Consider the following 17,591-nt stretch of genomic DNA (forward strand, 5'->3'; position numbering starts at 1 on the left):
AAAAATTGGTTAAGACTGTGATCAGGTCAGACCACTTATTTTATTTTTTTACAGGGGAATGTTATGAGTCAGGCTTTACCACTGGTTACCCGCCAGGGCGATCGTATCGCCATTGTAAGCGGATTACGTACGCCGTTTGCTCGTCAGGCCACCGCTTTTCATGGCATTCCTGCTGTTGAGCTGGGAAAAATGGTGGTTGGGGAATTGCTGGCGCGCAGTGAAATACCTGCCGGGGTTATTGAGCAACTGGTTTTTGGCCAGGTGGTGCAAATGCCTGAAGCTCCCAACATCGCCCGGGAAATTGTGCTGGGTACGGGGATGAATGTTCACACCGATGCCTACAGCGTAAGCCGGGCGTGCGCGACCAGTTTTCAGGCGGTAGCGAATGTTGCGGAAAGCCTGATGGCAGGGACGATTCGCGCGGGGATTGCTGGCGGCGCGGACTCCTCTTCCGTGTTACCCATTGGCGTCAGCAAAAAGCTGGCGCGTATACTGGTGGACGTCAATAAAGCCCGCACGACCGGGCAAAAACTCAAACTCTTTTCCCGCCTGCGTCTGCGAGACCTGATGCCTGTTCCGCCCGCGGTCGCTGAATATTCCACCGGGCTGCGGATGGGCGATACGGCCGAGCAAATGGCGAAAACCTATGGCATTACGCGTGAGCAGCAGGATGCGCTGGCGCATCGTTCTCATCAACGAGCCGCGCAGGCCTGGGCCGAAGGTAAACTGGCGGATGAGGTGATGACGACATATGCGCCGCCGTATAAAGAGCCTTTCTCTGAAGACAATAATATTCGTGGCAACTCTACTCTGGCTGATTATGCGAAGCTGCGCCCCGCGTTTGACCGACAACATGGGACGGTCACGGCGGCGAACAGTACACCGCTGACGGATGGCGCGGCAGCCGTCATCCTGATGACGGAGTCTCGCGCTAAAGAACTTGGCCTGGCGCCGTTGGGCTATCTGCGTAGCTATGCGTTTACCGCAATTGACGTCTGGCAGGACATGCTGCTGGGCCCGGCCTGGTCGACGCCGCTGGCGCTGGAGCGGGCCGGATTAACGCTGGCCGATCTCTCGTTAATTGATATGCATGAAGCCTTTGCCGCCCAGACGCTGGCTAACATTCAACTGCTTGGCAGCGAGCGTTTTGCCCGCGACGTGCTGGGCAGGGCGAATGCGACCGGGGAAGTGGATGACAGTAAGTTTAACGTCCTCGGCGGGTCGATTGCCTATGGACATCCGTTTGCCGCAACGGGGGCGCGGATGATCACGCAAACCCTGCATGAGCTACGCCGTCGGGGAGGCGGTTTTGGCCTGGTGACCGCGTGTGCTGCGGGGGGTTTAGGGGCGGCAATGGTTCTGGAGGCGGAATAATGGACATGACATCAGCGTTCACGCTTAACGTGCGTCTGGATAACGTCGCGGTCGTCTCTATTGATGTCCCCGGTGAGAAAATGAATACCCTGAAGGCGGAGTTCGCGACGCAGGTTCGTGCCATCCTGAAACAGATTCGGGAAAACAAGGCGCTGCGCGGTGTGGTTTTTATTTCTGCGAAGCCGGATAACTTTATCGCGGGGGCGGATATCAACATGATCGGCAACTGCAAAAGCGCGCAGGAAGCTGAAACGCTGGCGCGTCAGGGCCAGCAGATAATGGCTGAAATTCAGGCGCTGTCTGTTCCGGTTGTCGCCGCCATTCACGGCGCGTGTCTCGGCGGTGGGTTAGAGATGGCGCTGGCTTGCCATCGGCGCATTTGTACTGATGATGCGAAAACCGTGCTGGGTCTGCCGGAAGTGCAACTGGGGCTGCTGCCAGGGTCTGGCGGTACGCAGCGATTACCGCGCCTGGTTGGGGTGAGTACGGCGCTGGACATGATCCTCACCGGTAAGCAGTTACGGCCAAAACAAGCGCTCAGGGTTGGTCTGGTGGACGAAGTCGTGCCGCACGCCATTTTGCTTGAGGCCGCCGTGGAACTGGCGATTAAAGGGCGTTCCGCTCAGCGGAATTTACCGGTGCGTGAGCGTATTCTGGCCGGGCCGCTTGGGCGCACGCTGCTGTTTCGTATGGTCAGTAAAAAAACCAGGCAGAAAACGCAGGGTAATTACCCGGCGACAGAGCGAATCCTTGAGGTGATTGAAACCGGGCTGGCGCAGGGAAGCAGCAGCGGATACGACGCGGAAGCGCGGGCGTTTGGCGAACTGGCGATGACGCCGCAGTCGCAGGCGTTACGGAATATCTTTTTTGCCAGCACCGAAGTGAAAAAAGATCCGGGGAGCGACGCGCAGCCTGGCCCGTTAGCCAGCGTAGGCGTGCTGGGCGGAGGTCTGATGGGCGGCGGTATTGCTTACGTGACGGCCTGTAAAGGCGGCTTGCCGGTTCGCATCAAAGATATTAATGCCAAAGGCATCAACCACGCGCTGAAGTACAGCTGGGATCAGCTTGAAACCAAAGTTCGCCGCCGTCATATAAAAGTGGGCGAACGCGACAAACAGCTGGCGCTAATCTCCGGCTCAACGGATTACCGCGGCTTCTCGCATCGGGATCTGGTTATTGAAGCGGTGTTTGAAGATCTGGCGTTAAAACAGCAGATGGTGGCGGAAGTCGAGCAAAACTGCGCTCCTCACACCATTTTTGCCTCCAACACCTCATCTTTACCCATCGGTGACATCGCGGCTAACGCGGCCAGGCCTGAGCAGGTGATTGGTTTGCATTTCTTTAGCCCGGTAGAAAAAATGCCGTTGGTGGAGGTCATTCCTCATGCGACAACCTCCGCGCAGTCGATCGCCACGACCGTTAAGCTGGCGAAAAAACAGGGCAAAACGCCGATTGTGGTCAGCGATAAAGCCGGGTTCTACGTTAATCGTATTCTTGCCCCGTATATCAACGAAGCAATACGGCTGCTGACCGAAGGCGAACGCGTCGAAGCGATCGATGCCGCGCTGGTCAAGTTTGGTTTTCCGGTCGGGCCAATCCAACTTTTGGATGAGGTTGGCATCGATACAGGCACTAAAATTATACCTGTACTGGAGGCCGCTTACGGCGAACGTTTTAGCGCGCCTGCAAACGTTGTTGCCTCAATTTTGAATGACGATCGCAAAGGCAGAAAAAATGGTCGCGGTTTCTATCTTTATGGCGTGAAAGGGCGTAAAAGCAAAAAACAGGTCGACCCTGCAATTTATAGGCTTATTGGTACGCAAGGGCAGAGCCGACTTTCTGCGCAGCAAATGGCTGAGCGGTGCGTGATGTTAATGCTCAATGAAGCGGCGCGCTGCTTTGATGAGAAGGTGATCCGCAGCGCGCGTGATGGCGACATCGGCGCGGTATTTGGTATTGGTTTTCCGCCGTTTCTTGGCGGCCCGTTCCGTTATATGGACACTCTCGGCGCGGGTGAAGTGGTTGCGGTTCTGCAACGACTGGCTACGCAGTATGGCGACCGGTTTACCCCGTGCGAGCGCTTATTGCGGATGGCTGAACGCGGTGAACGTTTCTGGAACAGTGGGGAAACAGACCTGAAGGAATAAGGTCATATCAGGACGAGACCGCACCGAATGACTGTGTGGTGGTCAATTTGTAAACAAAGATTGACTATACTTACGCCATTGAGGTAAAAAACAGCGTTTCATTCGGTGAATGGATAAGGCACAATGCCGGCCACCGCATTTTTATCATACCCGTCAGGGTTTTTGCTAAGAATGTGGGTGATTCTGGTTAACAAAAGCGGTGCAATATGCAAGTTTTTATCATGCGTCACGGCGACGCGGCCCTCGATGCCGCCAGTGATTCGGTTCGTCCCTTAACCTCGTGTGGTTGTGACGAATCCCGCCTTATGGCGAACTGGCTGAAAGGTCAAAAAGTGGATATCGAACGTGTTCTGGTGAGCCCGTTTCTACGAGCCGAGCAAACGTTGGATGTGGTAGGGGAGTGTATGAACCTGCCTGGCAATGTGGACGTTTTGCCGGAGCTTACTCCTTGCGGCGATGTCGGTATGGTCAGCGCCTGGTTGCAGACGCTGGCGAATGAAGGCGTCGCATCGGTGTTAGTGATCTCTCACCTGCCTTTGGTGGGATATCTGGTGTCTGAACTCTGTCCTGGCGAGACGCCGCCAATGTTCACCACATCTGCGATTGCCAGCGTAACGCTTGATGAAAGCGGCAAAGGGATTTTCAACTGGCAGATGAGCCCGTGTAATCTGAAAATGGCAAAAGCGATTTAACGTTATTATCGTCGGTTGGATACTGTGCCTGATGGCGCTTCGCTTATCAGGCCTACATCCTGCACTGACTCTGCAGGCCGGATAAGGCGCCTGATGGCGCTTCGCTTATCAGGCCTACAGCCTGCACTGATCCCGTAGGCCGGATAAGGCGCCTGATGGCGCTTCGCTTATCAGGCCTACAGCTTGCACTGATCCCGTAGGCCGGATAAGGCGCTTGCGCCGCCATCCGGCAATCGGCATTGTCAGGGAAGCTCCGGCGGCAACCACTCTTCTACTTCAATCAATACCAACAGCGCAGCGTCCCCGCCGTACTCTTTTGGCGCCTGATGGAAGGCCATAACGTGCGGATGTTGCGCCAGCCATAACGGCGTTTGTTGCTTAAGAATATGCTTTCCGTGGCCGTGCATCACACAGGCGCAAAAGACATGCTCGCGGCGACAGGCGGCAATCAGCGCCCCCAGCTCTTGCTTGGCCTGCTGTTGCGTCAGACCGTGCAAATCCAGGAACAACTCCGGCGAATAGTCGCCCCGACGCATTTTCTTCAGTTCGAAATGGCTGACGTCGGTACGTACATATTTCACCGGGCCGTCGGTATTCAATAACGGTTGAAATTCATCGGAGAAATAGTGGCTGGCATCAGCCTGCTCCTGTATCAGACGTTTGACCGGGACTTCTGTGATTTTTTTACGTTGCGGTCGGTGGACAATGGTGTCCTGCTTAATCTGGCGGGTGCCGGTCATTAACTGCCGGAACAACGCCTGGTCCTCCTCGCTGAGCGATGTTTTCTTTTTCATTCGAACGTCTCATCTTTTATTTTGCGTTAGTTTACCCGACTCAGGGGACATTCGTTCAGCCAAAACTCAATTTTCACGCTCTGGCGCCGCGTGAGTGCTGATTTATCGCCGTCTTCGTGGCAAACTAGCCGCCGAATTTAATGCGAGCATGCCCTGGAGGAATACGTGGATAAAATTTTCGTTGATGAAGCAGTGAGTGAGCTGCATACCATTCAGGACATGTTGCGCTGGGCGGTAAGCCGGTTTAGCGCGGCGAATATCTGGTATGGTCACGGCACGGACAACCCGTGGGATGAGGCCGTACAGCTGGTACTGCCGTCACTTTATCTGCCGCTGGATATTCCAGAAGACATGCGCACCGCGCGCCTGACGTCCAGCGAACGTCACCGCATTGTTGAACGGGTTATTCGCCGTGTCAACGAGCGTATTCCGGTGGCCTACCTGACCAATAAAGCCTGGTTCTGCGGCCATGAATTCTATGTTGATGAACGCGTATTAGTGCCACGTTCGCCGATTGGCGAACTGATCAACAACCGCTTCGCGGGGCTTATCAGCGAGCAGCCGCACCACATTCTGGATATGTGTACCGGCAGCGGATGTATCGCTATCGCCTGTGCTTATGCTTTCCCGGAGGCGGAAGTGGATGCCGTTGATATCTCCAGCGACGCGTTAGCCGTAACTGAACACAACATTGAAGAGCACGGTCTGCTCAACCATGTCACGCCGATTCGCTCCGATCTGTTCCGCGATCTGCCGAAAGTGCAGTATGACCTGATTGTGACGAACCCGCCGTACGTTGATGCGGAAGATATGTCCGATCTGCCGAATGAATATCGTCATGAACCTGAACTGGGCCTGGCGTCCGGCACTGACGGTTTAAAACTGACCCGCCGTATTCTGGGCAACGCGCCGGACTACTTGTCCGATGACGGTATTCTGATTTGTGAAGTCGGAAACAGCATGGTACATCTGATAGAACAATATCCCGATGTACCGTTTACCTGGCTGGAGTTCGATAACGGCGGCGACGGCGTCTTTATGCTGACGAAAGCGCAGCTCATTGCGGCTCGCGAGCATTTCAGCATCTATAAAGATTAATCAACGGTCAACAACACAACAACGATAACGGAGCCGTGATGGCAGGAAATACACTTGGACAACTCTTTCGCGTAACGACTTTTGGTGAATCACACGGGCTGGCGCTCGGTTGTATCGTTGATGGCGTTCCGCCGGGCATTCCGCTAACGGAAGCCGACCTGCAACACGATCTCGACAGACGCCGTCCGGGAACCTCGCGTTACACGACCCAGCGTCGTGAACCGGACCAGGTGAAAATTCTCTCCGGCGTCTTTGAAGGCGTGACGACGGGCACCAGCATTGGCCTGTTGATTGAAAATACCGATCAGCGTTCACAGGATTACAGCGCCATTAAGGACGTTTTCCGCCCGGGCCATGCCGACTATACCTACGAGCAGAAATACGGTCTGCGCGATTACCGTGGCGGCGGTCGTTCTTCCGCCCGTGAAACGGCGATGCGCGTCGCGGCTGGCGCGATTGCTAAAAAATATCTGGCGGAGAAACACGGCATCGTCATTCAGGGGTGTCTGACCCAGATGGGCGATATTCCGCTTGAAATCAAAGACTGGCAGCAGGTTGAACAAAACCCGTTTTTCTGTCCTGATCCAGATAAAATCGACGCGCTGGATGAACTGATGCGCGCCCTGAAGAAAGAGGGCGATTCGATTGGGGCAAAAGTGACCGTCGTGGCAAACGGCGTTCCGGCAGGGCTTGGCGAACCGGTCTTTGACCGTCTGGATGCGGACATCGCTCATGCGCTGATGAGCATCAACGCGGTAAAAGGCGTGGAGATTGGCGATGGGTTTGATGTGGTCGCGTTGCGAGGTAGCCAGAATCGCGATGAAATTACCAAAGAGGGCTTCCTGAGCAACCATGCGGGCGGTATTCTCGGCGGTATCAGCAGCGGGCAACAAATTGTTGCACATATGGCGCTGAAACCCACTTCCAGTATTACGGTGCCGGGACGTACGATTAACCGCTTTGGTGAAGAAGTCGAGATGATCACCAAAGGGCGTCACGATCCGTGCGTTGGGATCCGCGCCGTGCCGATCGCTGAGGCCATGCTGGCGATCGTGCTGATGGATCACCTTCTGCGTCAGCGCGCGCAAAATGCGGATGTAAAGACTGATATTCCACGCTGGTAATCAATGAAAAAAACGGCACTCGCGTTGCTGGCTCTTCTGGTCAGCAGCGCCAGCCTGGCGGCGACGCCCTGGCAGAAAATTACGCATCCTGTTCCCGGAAGTGCGCAATCCATCGGCGGCTTTTCGAATGGCTGCATTGTTGGGGCAGACACGCTTCCCGTGCAGTCCGAACACTATCAGGTGATGCGTACCGATCAGCGCCGCTATTTTGGTCATCCCGATCTCGTGATGTTTATTCAACGACTGAGCACTCAGGTCAGCAATCTTGGGTTTGGAACGGTGTTGATTGGCGATATGGGGATGCCTGCGGGCGGGCGGTTCAACGGCGGACATGCCAGCCACCAGACCGGGCTCGATGTTGATATTTTTCTGCAACTGCCGAAAACACGCTGGACGCAGGCGCAGCTACTGCGACCTCAGGCAATTGACCTGGTCTCCCGCGACGGCAAACATGTGGTGCCTTCGCTGTGGAAGCCGGAAATTTCCAGCCTGATAAAACTGGCGGCGGAAGATAACGACGTCACGCGTATTTTTGTTAATCCTGCCATTAAACAGCAGCTATGCCTGGATGCCGGAACCGATCGTGACTGGTTGCGTAAAGTGCGACCCTGGTTCCAGCATCGTGCGCATATGCATGTACGATTACGTTGCCCTGCCGACAGCCTGGAGTGCGAAGATCAGCCTTTGCCTCTGCCTGGCGATGGATGCGGCGCAGAACTACAAAGTTGGTTTGAACCTCCTGAACCTGGAACAACAAAGCCTGAGAAGAAGACACCGCCACCGTTGCCGCCTTCCTGCCAGGCGCTACTGGATGAGCATGTACTCTAATGGACAATTTTTTAAATCTGTTTATGGTGTCCCCGCTGTTATTGATTGTTCTTTTTTTCGTGGCAATGCTGGCTGGATTTATTGATTCGCTGGCGGGGGGAGGCGGCTTATTAACGATCCCTGCATTAATGGCGGCAGGCATGTCGCCAGCACAGGCGCTGGCGACCAATAAATTGCAGGCCTGCGGCGGCTCCCTCTCCGCGTCAATCTATTTCATTCGTCGCAAAGTGGTCAATCTTGCCGATCAGAAACTCAATATTCTGATGACGTTCATTGGCTCAATGAGCGGCGCGTTACTGGTGCAATATGTCCAGGCGAGCATTTTGCGGCAGATTTTACCGGTGCTGGTTATTTGTATTGGCCTTTACTTCCTGTTGATGCCGAAACTCGGCGAAGAGGATCGTCAGCGTCGGCTTTATGGCCTGCCTTTCGCGCTGGTCGCCGGGGGCTGCGTCGGATTCTACGATGGCTTCTTCGGCCCGGCTGCCGGATCGTTTTACGCGCTGGCGTTTGTGACGCTGTGCGGGTACAACCTGGCGAAATCCACCGCCCATGCCAAAGTGTTGAATGCCACCTCGAATATTGGCGGCCTGTTGCTGTTCGCTATTGGCGGTAAAGTCATTTGGGCGACAGGTTTCGTGATGCTGATTGGCCAGTTTCTGGGCGCTCGTATGGGCTCGCGACTGGTGTTAAGCAAAGGACAGAAGCTCATTCGCCCGATGATTGTCATCGTCTCTGCGGTGATGAGCGCCAAACTACTTTATGATAACCACGGACAGGAGATTCTCCACTTGCTGGGGATGAACTAATGAACAGTACGCATCATTACCAACAGCTAATTGATATTTTTAACGGCTGCTTTGCCGACGATTTTAATACCCGTCTGATTAAAGGCGATGACGAACCGGTCTATCTTCCTGCTGATGCGGACGTGCCGTACCACCGGATTGTTTTTGCGCACGGCTTTTACGCCAGCGCGCTGCATGAGATTTCGCACTGGTGTATTGCCGGAAAGGCGCGTCGCGAGCTGGTGGATTTTGGTTACTGGTATTGCCCGGATGGGCGTGATGCGCAAACCCAAAGCCAGTTTGAAGACGTGGAAGTGAAACCGCAGGCCTTTGACTGGTTGTTTTGCGTGGCGGCGGGCTACCCGTTTAACGTCAGTTGCGACAACCTGGAAGGGGACTTCGAACCGGATCGCGTGGTATTTCAGCGCCGGGTTCATGCCCAGGTGATGGAGTACCTGGAAAAAGGCATTCCTGAACGCCCGGCCCGGTTTATTAAAGCGTTACAGAATTATTATCACACGCCTGACATTACGGCGGAACAGTTCCCGTGGCCGGAAGCGCTCAACTGAGGCCGACGCCACGTTTACAATGAGGAAAGAAGATGATCGCGGAGTTTGAATCACGCATTCTGGCATTAATCGACGATATGGTAGAGCATGCAAGCGATGACGAGCTGTTTGCCAGCGGATATCTGCGTGGCCACCTGACGTTAGCAGTTGCAGAACTGGAAGGCGGTGATGACCATTCCGCAGAAGCGGTGTATGCCAACGTCACCAGCAGCCTGGAAAAAGCGATTGGCGCAGGCGAGTTGTCGCCGCGTGACCAGGCGTTAGTAAAAGAGATGTGGGATAACCTGTTCCAGAAGGCCATTAACGCGTAGGCCGGACGCGTCGCCATCCGGCATTTTCACCTTGCCGGGTGGCGTTAACGTTCATCCAACGGATGGACTTATTTCACCGCTTTTCCCTTCAATAACTTCCGTACCCACAGACGATTCGGGTTTAACGCCGCCAGCGTGTCAGCATCCATCGGAATGGGCTCTTCACTCATTTGCGCCGCGAGAATTTCCGCACAGAGCGGGGCTGAACACAACCCGCGCGATCCGAGCGCTCCCAGCATAAACAAATCAGGATAAACCGGCGCGCGTTCAGCGGCATCTTTCTGTCTGGCAAGGGCGGCGTATTGTGCGAGCGTTGCATCATAGTCCGGCACATTTCCGACCATCGGCAGATGATCGCGCGTGGCGCAGCGTACGCCACAGCGCGCCGCTTTTTCGCTGATATCAACCTCTTTTGCCCATGCGGCATCCGGGAAGCAGTCGATCAAGCGCTGGCGATTCTGCTGCTGATCGTCTTCACGATAGGCAGTTTCCTCACTGCCGCGATGGTAACTGGCGCCAATGCAATGCTGATGAGTGGCAGGGTTTTGCGGCGTGAGGTATCCATCGTAGCACAGCACCTGGCGTAATGCGGAAAGCGCAGGCGTCGTCGGGATATGGCTCACCTGACCAGCCACCGAATAGACCGGTAACGGAAGCGTCTGGTCAACGTGGTTAATCTGATGCCCGTTTGCCAGCACGACCACCTCATGTTCAACTGCCTTACCCTCTGCAAATTGCAACTGCCAGCCTGTGGCCTGGCGCGAAAGGGCGGTGAGCGTGTGTGTGTAATGCCTCCGCAGACCTTGTGTGGCCGCCAGCGCCAGCAGCGCAGCGGTTAACTGTGCTGGGCACAGCCAGCCGCCAGCCGGATACGTTATTCCGCGACAGTGTGTCGCCACGCCTGTTTCCTGCTGCGCCTGGTCTGGATCTACAGCCACTGCGAGCGCATCGGGCAACCCCAGCGACAGCATCTGATCGATTTTGTGCTGGCTCTTTTCGTCCCAGCCCAGTTGCGTGACGCCGCACCAGTCATGGTCGAAAGTCACCGGCAACGCGTCATACAGACGCCGCGCGAACGTAAACGCGCTCGGGAAAAAGAGGTTAATCGCCGCATCGTGTTTGCTGAGCAGGGGATAAAGCGCCCCCTGGCGATTGCCGGATGCGCCTTGCGCGGGTTGCTCATCTGAACAATAGAGCGTTACCTGCCAGCCGCGGCGCAGAAGCGCCAGCGACAGCAGCGCGCTGGCGATGCCACCGCCGATGATTGCGACGTCTCGTTTGGCGCTGCCGCTGCGGGTGAACCACGGCGTCGGGGAGGGGGACGTCAGCGCGTGCGCCATGACGCCGCAAAGCATTTCACGCTTGCGGCCAAAACCTTTGCGTTTTTGCATCGTGAACCCTGCCTCCTGCAACCCCCGGCGCACGAATCCCGCAGAGGTAAACGTCGCCAGCGTTCCGCCGGGGCGAGCCAGTCGCGCCATGGTGGAAAACAGATTCTGCGTCCACATGTCAGGGTTTTTCGCGGGGGCAAAACCATCCAGAAACCAGGCGTCCACTTTCTGGTTCAGGGATTCATCCAGTTTCCCCGTCAGTTCATTAATATCGCCGAACCAGAGATCCAGCGTCACGCGACCGTCATCAAGAATCAGGCGATGACACCCGGCCAGCGGCAGCGGCCACTGCGCGTGTAGCTGCTGTGCCCAGGGGGCAAGCTCTGGCCAGTGTTGATGGGCTAAAGCGAGGTCGGCCTGCGTCAGGGGAAATTTTTCAAAACTGATAAAATGTAATCTTTGTAGCGTAGCCTCAGGGTGAGCGTCGCGAAACTGTGAGAATGCCTGCCAGAGCGTCAGGAAGTTAAGGCCAGTGCCGAAACCGCTCTCTGCCACCACGAATAATGGGCGAGGGTGCAGCGGAAAACGCTCCTCAAGCTGATTGCCGCCGAGAAAAACATAACGCGTCTCTTCCAGCCCATTATCATTGGAAAAGTAGACGTCATCGAAATCTCGGGAAACAGGTGTACCCTCAGCGTTGAATTCAAGGTTGGCAGGTTGTATAGCGTATTGTTTCACGTAAGTTACTCGTCTGACAGGCAGTGTCACGATCTTAGCGATGTGCGCCCGGAGGCGCAAATTTCCATATTAATTGGCTGATCGGACTTGTTCGGCGTACAAGTGTACGCTATTGTGCGAGTCGAATCTTAAAATAGTGCGACTTACAGAGGTATTGAATGAAACGTGCAGTGATTACTGGCCTGGGCATCGTTTCCAGCATCGGTAATAACCAGCAGGAAGTCCTGGCATCTCTGCGTGAAGGACGTTCAGGGATCACTTTCTCTCAGGAGCTGAAGGACTCCGGCATGCGTAGCCATGTTTGGGGTAACGTCAAACTGGATACCACTGGCCTCATTGACCGCAAAGTAGTGCGCTTTATGAGCGACGCATCCATCTATGCTTACCTTTCTATGGAGCAGGCGATTGCTGATGCGGGTCTCTCTGTAGAAACTTACCAGAATAACCCGCGCGTTGGCCTGATTGCAGGTTCCGGCGGCGGCTCCCCGAAATTCCAGGTCTTTGGCGCAGATGCCATGCGTAGCCCGCGTGGTCTGAAAGCCGTTGGCCCGTATGTAGTGACCAAAGCGATGGCCTCCGGCGTTTCTGCCTGCCTCGCTACGCCGTTTAAAATCCACGGCGTGAACTACTCCATCAGCTCTGCTTGCGCGACCTCTGCGCACTGCATCGGCAACGCGGTTGAACAGATTCAACTGGGCAAACAGGACATCGTCTTTGCCGGCGGCGGCGAAGAGCTGTGCTGGGAAATGGCGTGTGAATTCGACGCGATGGGCGCACTGTCCACCAAATACAACGACGATCCGTCTAAAGCTTCCCGTACCTATGATGCGAACCGTGATGGTTTCGTTATCGCGGGCGGCGGCGGTATGGTTGTGGTTGAAGAACTGGAACATGCTCTGGCGCGCGGCGCGCACATCTATGCGGAAATCGTCGGTTATGGCGCAACGTCTGATGGCGCTGACATGGTTGCACCGTCAGGCGAAGGCGCAGTGCGCTGCATGCAGATGGCGATGCATGGCGTTGACACTCCGATTGACTACCTGAACTCCCACGGTACTTCTACGCCGGTAGGCGACGTGAAAGAGCTGGGTGCAATTCGTGAAGTCTTTGGCGATAAGAGCCCGGCTATCTCCGCGACCAAAGCGATGACCGGTCACTCTCTGGGTGCGGCTGGCGTGCAGGAAGCTATCTATTCGCTGCTGATGCTGGAACACGGCTTTATCGCGCCGAGCATCAACATTGAAGAGATGGACGAGCAAGCGGCAGGTTTGAACATCGTCACCGAAGCCACCGATCGCGAGCTGACGACCGTCATGTCCAACAGCTTCGGCTTTGGCGGCACCAACGCGACGCTGGTTATGCGTAAGCTGAAAGCGTAAATCTGAAGACGTTGGGCGGATAAGGCGTTTACGCCGCTATCCGACATCAACGTTTGCCTGATGGCGCTTCGCTTATCAGGCCTACAGGGGAGCCGATGATGGCTCCCTTTTTTATTGCTTGTTTTCGTATTCCTGCGCGATTTTTGCAGACCACGCCCTGGCGCGGGCAATAGCGCCTGCATCGTAGATCGGGTGTTCAAACTGGTGGGTAAGATCGCGTACCCGATAAATTTTCCATTGACCATTTTCCCGGCGAGTGTACACCATTAAATGGATAAGGCGGGTATCGGAATCGCCAAGCCACACATCCACTTTTTCACCTCCCAAAAAAGCACTGGCTGTTCCTGCGTGGAATTTAGCGATCCATTCCGGCGCGTAGTCCTGCACGTACATAAAGTAGTCTGACGCCACAATTTCCTGCTCATAATAATCGTCAATTTTCTTTAATCTGCGAATAATTTCAGTTGAAACATATTTTTCATAAATAGGATTGGTGTAATTGATAAGGCTCTTATCGTTATCGCTGGCGTATATTGCCATGTACTGGGGGTAGAATTGACTCACCATGTTACGACTACTTGTATCATTGTGAACATTACATGCGGATAACAGTAAAAGGATTAATGGGAGAATAAATCGCATTAGTTCCTCCTGTATATCGTATATTGTGGTTTTGCTGCTCTGTAACCAGGACCTGCCCACATATCACGTTGTTTGAAATCGGAATACCAGTCTTGTCCATCAAATATAGCCATATGACCGCTTGGGTTTCCTCCCTCATACGGTTGAAAAATGACAACATCACCTGCTCGTGGGGACTCATAAGGAGAGACGGGTCTGAAACCCGCGTGCATTAAAAGAGAACCATAATCTTTGGCGTGCCCAGTGTTCCCTATATCTATGCCTCCGGCACGGATTGCCTTTCGTGTATATTCAGCACATTTTTTGATTGAGTGTGTATGAGCGTGATGCTTTGCATAGTTTGTTGCTGCTCTTATATCCCAGACCATATTATATCCTTTGGGTGTTATTACGTGATCCGTTAATTAATTATCACTGTAATAATGGGCTATATAGGTAATATGTGCTATAAAAAAGCATTATAAATAATGTGATTGTGTTTAATATGCCAAATAATATTGACCTGAAAAATACTTCTGGATTTATAGTGTTTTATTCTTCTGAACGCTGATGTGGTTCCTCATGACCAGAAATGTAGCGCGAAGGCCAAATCACATCTGGTGTGGTCTCCAGCGCCACCGCAATGATCAACTCTGCTCTGGGCCAATGGCGGGTAAATACATTGCGTAACGAGTCGGGAGATAATCCAGCTGCTCGTGAAAGATCTCTGAGCGTAATTCCTCTTTTTTCCAGTGCACTTTTAATATCTGCACGATGCCAGTCTTGGCTTTTGTGTTCCATTCTGTAATCCTAAGAAGATGTGTTATCGGCGCCGATATTTTTCAGGTTATAAATTAGCGCGACAAAAAGAACGTTACTTTCTTTTTCATTATAAGAATATTGCCAGAATAAACCTGAAATTTCGCGAAAAAGAAAAAATATTTTTATTTCATCAGGGAAAAGGAAAGAAACTGATGGCAAAAGAGTGGTTCACGGTTAAGGAGTGTCTTGCATTACCGGGGTTTCCTGGAAGTGTGCCTGCGGTTCGTGAACGTTTGAATAAGTACAGTGAGGGGAAAGAGAGTGTCAAACGTAAGCGTGCTAAATCGAAAGCTGAGGAGTACCATATTTCTGTTTTTCCTCTCTACCTCCGTCCTTATTTGAACGAAAATGAGGCAGTGCTAACGCTGGAGAATGCCTTCGACCAGGAAGTGGAACCCAAAGAGATCTGGGATATGATATTCAGGCTACTGACGCCGGGGCAACGTATACAGGTGACTGGGCTGTTCAGGACAAAGGGAATCGATGCCGTCTTTCCCTTTCTGTTCGATGACAAGTCTTCGTTTTGATACAACTTCCTGAGACTTCAAGGTTGACAAGTTTAGCGACTCACAGGCAGACTTCACGCTCAACATTATCCCCATGATAATGCGTAAGCGTTTAACGTTATCCAACGCACCTTAATCCTGATGGTCAGGTGGAGGGGGCGTGGCATTTCCTCGCCTTACTCTGCATTCTGGAGTAACGCATGACAGCTGTATCCCAAAAAGAAAAAACACCTTCTGCGAATTTTTCGCTTTTTCGTATCGCTTTTGCGGTTTTTCTGACCTATATGACGGTCGGTTTACCGTTACCTGTAATCCCTCTTTTTGTTCACCATGAGCTGGGCTATGGCAACACGATGGTCGGCATCGCGGTGGGCATTCAATTCCTTGCAACGGTATTAACCCGTGGTTACGCCGGGCGACTGGCCGATCAATATGGCGCCAAACGTTCCGCGCTACAGGGGATGTTGGCCTGCGCGCTGGCGGGGGGCGCGTGGCTGTTGGCGGCGTTGTTACCTGTTTCTGTACCTGTAAAATTCGCGTTGCTGATCGTCGGGCGACTGATCCTGGGTTTTGGCGAAAGCCAGCTACTGACCGGAACCCTGACCTGGGGGATGGGGCTGGTTGGGCCTTCGCGCTCCGGTAAAGTGATGTCGTGGAATGGCATGGCGATTTACGGCGCGCTGGCTGCCGGTGCGCCGCTTGGTTTACTGATTCACAGCCATTACGGTTTTGCGGCGCTGGCAGGAACGACAATGGCGCTGCCGCTGCTGGCCTGGGCATTTAATGGCACCGTGCGTAAAGTACCTGCGCACGCGGGCGAACGTCCGTCGCTGTGGAGCGTCGTCGGCCTCATCTGGAAGCCGGGCCTGGGGCTGGCGCTACAGGGGGTTGGTTTCGCCGTTATCGGCACCTTTATTTCACTCTATTTCGCCAGTAAAGGCTGGGCGATGGCCGGTTTTACGTTGACCGCGTTTGGCGGCGCTTTCGTGCTGATGCGCGTGCTGTTTGGCTGGATGCCGGATCGCTTTGGCGGTGTGAAGGTGGCGGTTGCGTCCCTGTTGGTCGAAACGGCAGGGCTGGTGCTGCTTTGGCTGGCGCCTGTGGCCTGGATTGCGCTATTGGGCGCGGCGTTAACCGGGGCAGGGTGCTCGCTCATCTTCCCGGCGCTGGGTGTTGAAGTGGTGAAGCGCGTACCTTCTCAGGTACGCGGTACGGCACTTGGCGGCTATGCCGCGTTTCAGGACATCTCCTACGGCGTTACCGGCCCGCTGGCCGGGCTGTTAGCCACCTCGTGCGGCTACTCTTCCGTATTCCTCGCCGGGGCGATTTCTGCCGTCGTGGGGATTGTGGTGACGCTGCTGTCGTTTCGCCGGGGTTAAGACACCAGCCAGAACAGAATGAAGGCAACCGCCAGTGCGATAAAGATCAGCCCCGGTCGCGCCGTTACGGATTTGATGGTTTCAATCATCGGGGCGAACGGGCTGTATATCGGCTGAATGTGATGCGGCTCGGTTAACTCTCTTTCGCGCGCAACGCGGCGCAGAAAGACCTGGTTCAGCAGATCCTGAACCTGAGCGGTTGTCAGAATTGTATGCGGCAACGCCTGATATGTCTGCTGGGCGTAATCTCTTAACGCCGTGAATTCATTCGGCTCCAGCGGCAGTTTTAGCGCCGCCTGTAGCGTCTGTAGGGTGGGCGCGCTCTGGTTGCTGAGGGTCTGGCGCGCTTGCAGCCAGGTGACCAGGTGCGTGAACTGTTTTGCAGGGATCAGCTCGCCGCTTTTCACACCGGAAAGTTCCAGCATGGACTGCCAGATAAGTTTGCCCGATTCGCCCGTCGCGGCGGCCAGCTTCGTCACCAGTTGGTTGAGCGTATTATGCTCGGCAGGCAATAACGGTCTGTCGGTTGGCGGACGTTGTTGAGGCTGAGGAATGGAAAGTTGCCCCTGTTGCAGTAGCGTCAGCACATTCTTTAACTGCTCGGGCGTTAACTGGCTGAGCGCCGTCTGACCGTACTGTTGGCGAATAAAATCGCTGACGGCCTGGCGGTTGTTCCCCTGGCTCAATAATTCCGTCAACTGCGAGAGTACCTGACGATTCGCGTGGTTCTGCTGAGCGACGCTCAGGCGTTGCGTGAGATTTTGTTCTGCGGCGGGGAAGTGACGCGACAGTAACGGCGTGTCGCTTTTTACGCCCAGATCGTGTTTCATTCCGGCCCAGACTTCCGCGCTTTGCTGTTGCGTCAGCGAAATCAGACGCGTAATCAGGCGTTCCAGCACCGTGCGCTGCTGGGTGGATAGCGGCTGTTCTCCGGCAACGGAAGGCGCAGTCTGACCTTCACCGGGAGGGCGTGCGGGAGTACCGGAAATGGGTTGCATCATCACTTATCCTTAAACCATAAATCTTAGCAAAGTATGCCTGGCGGCCAGATTATGGCACACTTGCCCGGTTAACTCTCGTTCTCAAACAG

18 protein-coding genes are annotated in these 17,591 nt (G+C 54.4%); 12 read left to right on the forward strand and 6 right to left on the reverse strand.

Annotated elements, in window-relative coordinates; all coding sequences use genetic code 11:
• The first annotated feature begins 63 nt into the window (after window positions 1-63).
• From fadI to sixA, 3 genes are all read left to right on the forward strand, one after another.
• A complete protein-coding gene (gene fadI, locus OGX80_RS17330) occupies window positions 64-1,374 on the forward strand; it encodes an acetyl-CoA C-acyltransferase FadI (RefSeq protein ID WP_233644091.1) in 1,311 nt (436 codons plus the stop codon).
• The gene (gene fadJ, locus OGX80_RS17335) at window positions 1,374-3,521 is read left to right on the forward strand and encodes a fatty acid oxidation complex subunit alpha FadJ (protein WP_115181357.1); all 2,148 of its coding nucleotides are present in this window, start codon (window positions 1,374-1,376) and stop codon (window positions 3,519-3,521) included. Before fadI ends, fadJ begins: the two co-directional genes overlap by 1 nt.
• 206 nt (window positions 3,522-3,727) lie before the next feature.
• A complete protein-coding gene (gene sixA, locus OGX80_RS17340) occupies window positions 3,728-4,213 on the forward strand; it encodes a phosphohistidine phosphatase SixA (RefSeq protein WP_047462281.1) in 486 nt (161 codons plus the stop codon).
• 242 nt (window positions 4,214-4,455) lie between these two features.
• On the opposite strand, the gene smrB is transcribed toward sixA, so the two are convergent.
• Window positions 4,456-5,007 carry an endonuclease SmrB gene (smrB, locus tag OGX80_RS17345; RefSeq protein WP_115181358.1) on the reverse strand — a complete coding sequence of 184 codons (552 nt, stop codon included), beginning with the start codon at window positions 5,005-5,007 and terminating at the stop codon, window positions 4,456-4,458.
• A gap of 165 nt (window positions 5,008-5,172) precedes the next feature.
• Here smrB and prmB point away from each other — a divergent pair, with 165 nt between their 5' ends.
• Genes prmB through OGX80_RS17375 form a run of 6 tightly spaced genes read left to right on the forward strand, consistent with a single transcriptional unit; the run spans window position 5,173 to window position 9,725 of the window.
• Window positions 5,173-6,105 carry a 50S ribosomal protein L3 N(5)-glutamine methyltransferase gene (prmB, locus tag OGX80_RS17350; RefSeq protein ID WP_012131438.1) on the forward strand — a complete coding sequence of 311 codons (933 nt, stop codon included), beginning with the start codon at window positions 5,173-5,175 and terminating at the stop codon, window positions 6,103-6,105.
• Window positions 6,106-6,143: 38 nt separating this feature from the next.
• Window positions 6,144-7,229: a chorismate synthase gene (gene aroC, locus OGX80_RS17355; RefSeq protein ID WP_012131439.1), complete on the forward strand. Its 1,086-nt coding sequence runs from the start codon at window positions 6,144-6,146 to the stop codon at window positions 7,227-7,229.
• A 3-nt stretch (window positions 7,230-7,232) separates the two neighbouring features.
• Window positions 7,233-8,057 carry a penicillin-insensitive murein endopeptidase gene (gene mepA, locus OGX80_RS17360; protein ID WP_115181359.1) on the forward strand — a complete coding sequence of 275 codons (825 nt, stop codon included), beginning with the start codon at window positions 7,233-7,235 and terminating at the stop codon, window positions 8,055-8,057.
• The gene (locus OGX80_RS17365; RefSeq protein WP_012131441.1) at window positions 8,057-8,866 is read left to right on the forward strand and encodes a sulfite exporter TauE/SafE family protein; all 810 of its coding nucleotides are present in this window, start codon (window positions 8,057-8,059) and stop codon (window positions 8,864-8,866) included. The genes mepA and OGX80_RS17365 overlap by 1 nt, the downstream gene beginning before the upstream one ends.
• Window positions 8,866-9,414 carry an elongation factor P hydroxylase gene (locus tag OGX80_RS17370; RefSeq protein WP_012131442.1) on the forward strand — a complete coding sequence of 183 codons (549 nt, stop codon included), beginning with the start codon at window positions 8,866-8,868 and terminating at the stop codon, window positions 9,412-9,414. The genes OGX80_RS17365 and OGX80_RS17370 overlap by 1 nt, the downstream gene beginning before the upstream one ends.
• 32 nt (window positions 9,415-9,446) lie before the next feature.
• Entirely contained in the window at window positions 9,447-9,725 is a 279-nt protein-coding gene (locus tag OGX80_RS17375) for a YfcL family protein (protein WP_012131443.1), read from the forward strand.
• Window positions 9,726-9,793: 68 nt separating this feature from the next.
• Here OGX80_RS17375 and mnmC read toward each other — a convergent pair whose 3' ends face one another.
• Window positions 9,794-11,794, reverse strand: a complete 2,001-nt coding sequence (gene mnmC, locus OGX80_RS17380; protein ID WP_115181360.1) for a bifunctional tRNA (5-methylaminomethyl-2-thiouridine)(34)-methyltransferase MnmC2/FAD-dependent 5-carboxymethylaminomethyl-2-thiouridine(34) oxidoreductase MnmC1 — start codon at window positions 11,792-11,794, stop codon at window positions 9,794-9,796.
• 158 nt (window positions 11,795-11,952) lie between these two features.
• Here mnmC and fabB point away from each other — a divergent pair, with 158 nt between their 5' ends.
• Window positions 11,953-13,173, forward strand: a complete 1,221-nt coding sequence (fabB, locus tag OGX80_RS17385) for a beta-ketoacyl-ACP synthase I (protein WP_047462293.1) — start codon at window positions 11,953-11,955, stop codon at window positions 13,171-13,173.
• A 111-nt stretch (window positions 13,174-13,284) separates the two neighbouring features.
• Here fabB and OGX80_RS17390 read toward each other — a convergent pair whose 3' ends face one another.
• The 3 genes from OGX80_RS17390 to OGX80_RS17400 all read right to left on the reverse strand — a co-directional run bounded on the left by OGX80_RS17390 (window position 13,285) and on the right by OGX80_RS17400 (window position 14,595).
• Window positions 13,285-13,815 carry a YqhG/Tai3 family protein gene (locus OGX80_RS17390; RefSeq protein ID WP_115181361.1) on the reverse strand — a complete coding sequence of 177 codons (531 nt, stop codon included), beginning with the start codon at window positions 13,813-13,815 and terminating at the stop codon, window positions 13,285-13,287.
• Window positions 13,815-14,183 (reverse strand): CHAP domain-containing protein, encoded by a 369-nt coding sequence (locus tag OGX80_RS17395; RefSeq protein WP_115181362.1) that lies wholly within the window; start codon window positions 14,181-14,183, stop codon window positions 13,815-13,817. Before OGX80_RS17395 ends, OGX80_RS17390 begins: the two co-directional genes overlap by 1 nt.
• A gap of 163 nt (window positions 14,184-14,346) precedes the next feature.
• Entirely contained in the window at window positions 14,347-14,595 is a 249-nt protein-coding gene (locus OGX80_RS17400) for a helix-turn-helix domain-containing protein (RefSeq protein WP_047462299.1), read from the reverse strand.
• 173 nt (window positions 14,596-14,768) lie between these two features.
• Here OGX80_RS17400 and OGX80_RS17405 point away from each other — a divergent pair, with 173 nt between their 5' ends.
• Both OGX80_RS17405 and OGX80_RS17410 read left to right on the forward strand, forming a co-directional pair.
• Window positions 14,769-15,143, forward strand: a complete 375-nt coding sequence (locus OGX80_RS17405) for a MerR family transcriptional regulator (protein WP_104868399.1) — start codon at window positions 14,769-14,771, stop codon at window positions 15,141-15,143.
• Window positions 15,144-15,322: 179 nt separating this feature from the next.
• Window positions 15,323-16,501, forward strand: coding sequence for an MFS transporter (locus OGX80_RS17410; RefSeq protein ID WP_012131447.1), 1,179 nt, complete (start codon window positions 15,323-15,325; stop codon window positions 16,499-16,501).
• Here the strand turns inward: OGX80_RS17410 and flk are convergent.
• Window positions 16,498-17,499, reverse strand: a complete 1,002-nt coding sequence (flk, locus tag OGX80_RS17415) for a flagella biosynthesis regulator Flk (protein ID WP_049008705.1) — start codon at window positions 17,497-17,499, stop codon at window positions 16,498-16,500. The genes OGX80_RS17410 and flk overlap by 4 nt on opposite strands.
• Window positions 17,500-17,591: the final 92 nt, after the last annotated feature.

This window comes from Citrobacter sp. CK194 (assembly GCF_030333395.1).
Lineage (GTDB): Bacteria > Pseudomonadota > Gammaproteobacteria > Enterobacterales > Enterobacteriaceae > Citrobacter_B > Citrobacter_B koseri.